Here is a 6,713-nt window from a genome sequence, read left to right as displayed (position 1 = left end):
CTCGGGCTGGCGGCCGAAGTGGCCATAGGCCGCGGTCGGGCCGTAGATCGGCTTGTTGAGGCCAAGGCCGACGCGGATGCCGCGCGGGGTCAGTCCGCCCAGCTTCTCGGCCGAGACCTTGGCGATCGCGGCTTCCAGCACGGCGTCATCGACGCTGCCGGTGCCATGCGTGTCGACGTAGAGCGAGAGCGGCGCGGACACGCCGATCGCGTAGGACACCTGGATGGTGCAGCGCGTGGCGAGGCCGGCTGCGACCACGTTCTTCGCCAGATAGCGCGTCACGTAGGCGGCCGAGCGGTCCACCTTCGTCGGGTCCTTGCCCGAGAACGCACCGCCGCCGTGCGGCGAGGCACCGCCGTACGTGTCGACGATGATCTTGCGGCCGGTGAGGCCCGCGTCGCCGTCAGGGCCGCCGATCTCGAACGAACCGGTCGGGTTGATATGGAAGACCGTCTTGTCGGTGACGAAGCCCTCGGGAAGCAGCTCGGTCACGACCGTCTTCACGTAGGACTTGAGTTCGGCTTCCTGTTCGCCCTTGTCGTAGCCCGGCGCATGCTGGGTCGAGACGACGACGGCGGTGGCCTCCACCGGCACGCCGTTCTCGAAGCGCAGGGTGACCTGGCTCTTGGCGTCCGGCTCAAGGAACGGCGCGGCGCCCGAGTGGCGGTCTTCGGCCAGCTTGTGCAGGATCTTGTGGCTGTAATCGAGCGTCGCCGGCATCAGGTCGGGCGTTTCGTCGCAGGCGAAACCGAACATGATGCCCTGGTCGCCCGCGCCTTCATCCTTGTTGCCCGCCGCGTCGACGCCCTGCGCGATGTGCGCGGACTGGGCATGCAGGCGGTTGATGAACTCGAAGGTTTCCCAGTGGAAACCGTCCTGCGCATAGCCGATCTTCTTGACGACGGCGCGCACGGTCTTCTCGATTTCCTCGAGCGCGCCTTCGGCCCACTCACCATTCTCGAAGATACCCTTGCAGCGGATTTCGCCTGCGAGGACAACGAGTTGGGTGGTCGTCAACGTCTCGCACGCGACGCGCGCTTCGGAATCCTTCGACAGGAACAGATCGACGATGGCGTCGGAAATCTGGTCGGAAACCTTGTCCGGATGGCCTTCGGAGACGCTCTCGGACGTGAAGACGTAGTTGCTGCGCATGTGATCCCTTGGGATATAAAGGAAGCTTTATGTGAGTGCGCGGTCTAGACCCGACGGCGCCCGAGTGCAACCACGCAAAGCGCAACCGCCATCAGCAGTGCGGCAAGCGCGAGCGGAAGAACGTTACCGAGTTGGGCAAAGAGCGTCGGCTCATGGGCCTGCGGGATCAGCCCGTCGAGACGACCCGCCTGGTGGCGCGGCACAAAGGCTCGCACGATCCCGTCGGCATCGATCACCGCACTGATTCCCGTAGTGGTCGAGCGCAGCACCGGCAGCCCCTCCTCGATCGCGCGCAGCCTCGCCTGCGCGAGATGCTGGGGCGGTCCCCAGGCGCCGAACCAGCCGTCGTTCGAGGGGTTGAAGATGTAGTCGGGCCGGTTGGCGGGATCGACGACCTCGCCGCTGAAGACGATCTCGTAGCAGATCTGGATTCCGGCCTTGCCATAGGCGCCGAAGTCGACGGTGCGCGGCCCCGGTCCCGGCAGGAAGTCGAGTTGCCCCGCGACCAGACGGCTGAGCCCGATCGGCCCGAGCAGAGAGCGCATCGGCAGATACTCGCCAAAAGGCACGAGGTGGGCCTTGGAATACCCTGCCAGGATCGCCCCGTTTCCGTCGATTGCGGTCACCGAATTGCGCGCCGCCTTCTCCTCCTCGCCCTCCATGACGAGATCGACGGCGCCGGTCATCAGCAGTCCGTAAGGCCCGACCACACGGCCGAGGCGGCGTCGGGCGATCTCCGGATCACCGGCATACGTATAGATGCGGTAGAGATAGCTCGGATAGCCGTCGCGCAGGAAATCGCCGAGCCCGGATTCGGGCCAGAACACCGCCCGCCGGTCCCCCGGCGCGCGCGGCAGCGACAGCAACGCGAGGCGCTGGAAATTGCGTTCGAAATAGCGCGGGTCGTCGATGAACTCCTGCCGGATGTCGGGCTGGACCAGCGTGTAGCGCACAGGGCCGGGCTGCGGAGCCGGAGGGGGCGCATGCATGGCGAAACCAAGCCCGCCCGCCAGCACCGCGACGGCGATGGGCGCAAGCACCTTGCCGGAGGGCAGCCGGGCCAAGATGCCGGGCAAGCCGGACACCAGCACCAGCACGCCCGAGAGGCCATACGTCCCGATCCACGGCGCCAGAATACCAAGCCCCCGGCTCTCGAACCCACCCAGCAGCGCGATACCCAGCGGGTTCCAAGCAAAGCCGGTGAACAGCCACGCGCGAATCCACTCCGTCACGATCCAGGTTGCGGCGAAAGCGAAAGCGAACGCGGCGAAACCGCGCGAACCTTCGCGGCGGTCAGGCCGTGCCACCAGCCAGGCAGCCAGCACCGCCACCGCCGGGAACAGCGCGAGGTAGAGCGCCAGCAGAACAACGGCGATCATCCCCAGCCATGCGGGCATGTTCGCCTGATAGGTGAAGGCGGTTGCGATCCAGTTGTTGCCGAGGGTGAAGTGGCCGAGCCCGAAGCACCAGCCGAGCAGGAAGACCTGCCGCCCCGTCCTTGCCCGAACCACCAGTTCGAGCAGCCAGGCGACGCCGATCAGGGTCAGCGGCCAGAGCGCAAGGGGCTGGAAGCCGCAGGCCGCGAGAACGCCGGCGGCCATGGCCGCCAGCGCACGCGCACCCGGCCGAGGGGGCACGGCCAGGGCAAGGGTTCTAAGGAAAGGCGAAGCGTACCGGTCGGACTGCATCGCCATGGGCTTGTAAGCCCGGCCCGGCGCGACGCAAGGGACCAGTTACGGTCCCGTGCACGCGCGCCGGGAAGGAGGGTCAGCCCTCGACAGCCTCGGGAGCGGCCTCGTCACCCGCGGCAGCCTTGCGGGTGCGGCGGCGGCGCGGCTTTTCCTCGGCGGCAGGCTCGGCCTCGGGAGCCGGAGCAACGGCTTCGGCGGCGGGCTTGGGCGTGCGCTTGCGGGCCGGCTTGGCCGAGATCGCGGGCGGAAGCACTGCGGCGTCGAAGCCGGCAGGCTCTTCCTGAGCGACGGGGGCCGGAGCCTGCTCCGCCTCGCCCCGGGGCTCTTCGCCTTCGTCCCGGCGCGGGCCGCGCGGCTTGCGCTGCTTCAGGCCGCGCGAGGCGCGATTGTCGCGCACGAAAGGATTTTCGGGCGGCTCGTAAGGATTGGCCGACGCATCGCCAGCGTCCGCAACCGGCTCGGCGGCATCCTCGACGGCAGCGGCGGCGGGCTCCGGAGCACGCTGTTCATGCCGGGGCTCATACTGGCGCTGCTCGTACTGGCGCGGTTCACGCTCGGGGCGCGGGGCGCGTTCGACGGGAGCCGACGGCGCTTCGCCGTAGGGATCGTCGTACGAACCGTAATCGTCGCCGTAATCGTTCTGGCGATGATCGTCGCGGCGCGGCTGATTCGGCTGGCGAGCGTCTTCCTGACGCTGCTTCTGGTCGGCAATGACACGGAAGTAGTGATCCGCGAACTGGAGGTAGTATTCCTCCGTCACGCGGTCGCCATTGAGGTGGGCGTCGTGCGCCATCTTCCGATACTTTTCCAGAAGCTGCGGCGCATTGCCACGTGCCCTGCTGTCGATCCGGTTGGTCTGCTGGCCGCCCTGCTGGCGGTTGTTACCGCGGCCGCGCCGACGGTTGTTACCACGATTGTTGTTATTCAAGGGATGACTTTCCTCAAAACCCCGGGCTTTAAAACCCTGGCACGCTCCGGTCCCGATCAACCGGACTGCCGTACGTCACATGATCCCGACCGGCCCCCCGGCCGCCGCGATTTTCCCCATCTGCCCTGTCGGTTGCGTTGACGCCGCCGACCGCTTGCAAATGCTGGAGGCGAACCGGGTATGGGAAATCATCGTCCATCGGCCGGTTCGCGGTAATCATTAGGGATTGTAGAGGACGATTCCAAGCGGAAACTTACGCCCCAAGTACGTTTGTCCCCGAAAACGCGACGACCCGGTCGCGGCCGCCCAGATCGCGATGAACCCGGGACGACAGCCCGGCAGCCGCGCCGATCGCCGCCACGGCTTCGGCCTGTCGCCAGCCGATCTCGACCATCGCCACACCGCCTGGCGCCATGAGGCCGGGAAGCTGGGGCACGAGGACGCGGTAGTCGTCCAGCCCCTCCGGCCCCGAGAACAGCGCGCCCGCAGGCTCGAAGGCCCGGACCGAAGTGTCGAGTTCGGCCGAATCCTCGACGTAAGGCGGGTTGGTGAGGATCAGGTCGAACCGGCCGAGATCGACGGACCAGCCGGGCTTTGTCCAGTCGGCCACCAGCAACCGGGCGGCCGGAGCATGGCGATCGGCATTCGTCTGCGCCACGGCCAGCGTGTCGGCCGAGATGTCGATGGCGACGCCTTGCGCCTCCGGCCATACCGACAGCGCCGCCAGCAGCAGAGCGCCGGTCCCGGTGCCGAGATCGAGGATGCGGGCGGGAGGGCGGGCGGCCAGCGCCTCGCGGGCAGCCTCGATCAGTGTCTCGGTATCGCCGCGCGGGATCAGCGTGGCCGGGGTGACCGCGAGTTCGAGGCCGTAGAACTCGGCCGTGCCGGTGATGTAGGCCACCGGTTCATGCGCGGCACGCCGCTCGACCAGCGCGGCGAAGCCCTCGGGCGCCGGATCGCGCATGCGGCCGAGCAAAAGCTGCGAGCGGGTGACGCCCAGCGCATGGGCCATCAGCACTTCAGCGTCGAGACGGGCAGTGTCGCTGGTCTGGGCAAGGCGGAGGGCCGCGTCCCGGATGGCGTCGGCAACGGTGGCGGCTGTTGCGGTCATATGCCGAGAGGCCAGGCATGATCCTTCGACAAGCTCAGGATGAGCGGGCCCTGGGAACAAACCGGTTGCACGAAATTCCGCTCACCCTGGGCCTTGAGTTTATCGAAGGGTCGAAGGGTCCTGGCGACAGGGATTCTACCCATCCATCGCCGCCAGCCGCTTGGCCTCGTCCTCGGCGATCAGCGCATCGACCAGTTCTGCCAGGCCCGGCCCTTCGAGCACTTCGGGCAGGCGGTGCAGGGTCAGGTTGATGCGGTGATCGGTGACGCGCCCCTGCGGAAAGTTGTAGGTGCGGATGCGCTCCGAGCGGTCGCCCGAGCCGACCATGGCCTTGCGCGCCTCGGCCTCGGCGCCCTGCGCCTCGTCGCGCATCTTTTCGTAGAGGCGCGCGCGCAGGACCTGCATCGCCTTGGCCTTGTTCTTGTGCTGACTGCGCTCGTCCTGGCAGGTGACGACGATGCCCGACGGCAAGTGCGTGATGCGCACCGCCGAATCGGTGGTGTTGACGTGCTGCCCGCCCGCGCCCGAAGCGCGGTAGATGTCGATCTTGAGGTCCTTGTCCTCGATCGCCACGTCGACCTCGGTGGGTTCGGGCAGGACCGCGACGGTGGCCGCCGATGTGTGGATGCGCCCGCCCGATTCAGTCACCGGCACCCGCTGCACGCGGTGAACGCCGCTTTCGAACTTCAGCTTGGCGAAGACGCCCGAGCCGGTGACGTTGGCGACGACTTCCTTGAAGCCGCCGACATCGCTGGCATTGGCGCTGACCATCTCGACCCGCCAGCCCTGCTCGGCGGCGTATTTCTCGTACATGCGGTAGAGGTCGGCGGCGAACAGCGCGGCCTCGTCGCCGCCGGTGCCGGCGCGGATTTCCAACATCGCCGGCCGCACGTCGGCGGCATCCCGAGGGAGCATGGCGATGGCGAGGCGGCGCTCGGCCTCGGGCAGCTCTGCCTTGAGGCGTGCGGCTTCCTCGGCTGCAAGGGCGCGCATCTCGGGGTCAGGGTCTTCGAGGCCAAGCAGCGATTCGAGTTCGCCGCGCATCGAGACGACCTCGGCGGCGGCGCGCGCCACCGGTTCGAGTTCGGCGTAGTCGCGACTGGCGGCGACGAAGGCCTCCCCCTCAAGCGTACCCGAGGCAAGGCGCGCCTCCAGTTCGGCCAGACGGCCGCCGAGCTGGGCGAGGCGAATGTCGGAGATCGCCATCAGCGTGCGCCTTCCGGGGCTTCGAGAGGCTGCGCCTGACCCTTCGACAAGCTCAGGGTGAGCGGACGCAGCGTAAAACTCCAACCCCGCTCAGGCTGAGCCTGTCGAAGCCCTCCGCGAAGTTGTGGCCATGCTCCCATCACGGCTGGATGGTCACCAGCACCTGCTCCACGGCCAGCCGCGCCGGGGTGGTTTCACCCGCGCGCAAGTTGGCAGTCGGCACACCGTCCTTGACCACGAACGAGACGATCGCCTTCGCGTTCGACTTCACCGCCTTGTCGAAGCGCTTGCGCGGGCTTCCGGTGGCGATGATCTCGGCATCGATGCCCTGGTGGCGCAGCGCGGTCAGCGTCTTGAGCGCGAAGTGCAGCGCCGCATCGTCCTCGACCGCGAGCATCGCCGTCAGCGGCGCCTCGGCGGTCTGGCCCGCGTCCGCCACCAGCATCGCAAGGCGCTCGATCCCCGCTGCCCAGCCGACCGCCGGGGTCTCGGGACCGCCGAGCGCGGACATCAGGCCATCGTAGCGGCCGCCGCCCAGCACCGTGCCCTGCGCACCCAGCCGGTCGGTCACGAACTCGAAGGCGGTGTGACGGTAATAATCCAGCCCGCGCACCAGCGCCTCGGC

The 6,713-nt window shown here is 68.0% G+C and carries 6 protein-coding genes; all 6 read right to left on the bottom strand.

The window, feature by feature from the left end; genetic code table 11:
* The coding region (gene metK / locus LH128_RS22070; RefSeq protein ID WP_008831908.1) for a methionine adenosyltransferase at positions 1-1,152 on the bottom strand (1,152 nt) is incomplete at its 3' end.
* A gap of 44 nt (positions 1,153-1,196) precedes the next feature.
* Positions 1,197-2,846 (bottom strand): apolipoprotein N-acyltransferase, encoded by a 1,650-nt coding sequence (lnt, locus tag LH128_RS22065; protein ID WP_008831907.1) that lies wholly within the window; start codon positions 2,844-2,846, stop codon positions 1,197-1,199.
* A gap of 73 nt (positions 2,847-2,919) precedes the next feature.
* The gene (locus LH128_RS22060; RefSeq protein WP_008831906.1) at positions 2,920-3,771 is read right to left on the bottom strand and encodes a DUF4167 domain-containing protein; all 852 of its coding nucleotides are present in this window, start codon (positions 3,769-3,771) and stop codon (positions 2,920-2,922) included.
* 253 nt (positions 3,772-4,024) lie between these two features.
* On the bottom strand, positions 4,025-4,882 hold the full coding sequence (gene prmC, locus LH128_RS22055; RefSeq protein ID WP_008831905.1) for a peptide chain release factor N(5)-glutamine methyltransferase: 858 nt from the start codon (positions 4,880-4,882) through the stop codon (positions 4,025-4,027).
* 135 nt (positions 4,883-5,017) lie between these two features.
* Positions 5,018-6,088, bottom strand: a complete 1,071-nt coding sequence (gene prfA / locus LH128_RS22050; protein ID WP_008831904.1) for a peptide chain release factor 1 — start codon at positions 6,086-6,088, stop codon at positions 5,018-5,020.
* Positions 6,089-6,227: 139 nt separating this feature from the next.
* Positions 6,228-6,713: ATP phosphoribosyltransferase regulatory subunit (locus LH128_RS22045; protein ID WP_008831903.1), on the bottom strand; the 486-nt coding region annotated here is incomplete at its 5' end.

This window comes from Sphingomonas sp. LH128, assembly GCF_000293195.2.
Taxonomy (GTDB): Bacteria; Pseudomonadota; Alphaproteobacteria; order Sphingomonadales; family Sphingomonadaceae; genus Novosphingobium; species Novosphingobium resinovorum_A.
This window is presented reverse-complemented; position numbering and strand designations above follow the sequence as displayed.

What these genes read in the sequence shown, in the direction of transcription:
- prmC (WP_008831905.1), bottom strand. Translation starts at nt 4,882, where the DNA reads ATGACCGCAACAGCCGCCACCGTTGCCGACGCCATCCGGGACGCGGCC.
- prfA (WP_008831904.1), bottom strand. Translation starts at nt 6,088, where the DNA reads ATGGCGATCTCCGACATTCGCCTCGCCCAGCTCGGCGGCCGTCTGGCC.
- lnt (WP_008831907.1), bottom strand. Translation starts at nt 2,846, where the DNA reads ATGGCGATGCAGTCCGACCGGTACGCTTCGCCTTTCCTTAGAACCCTT.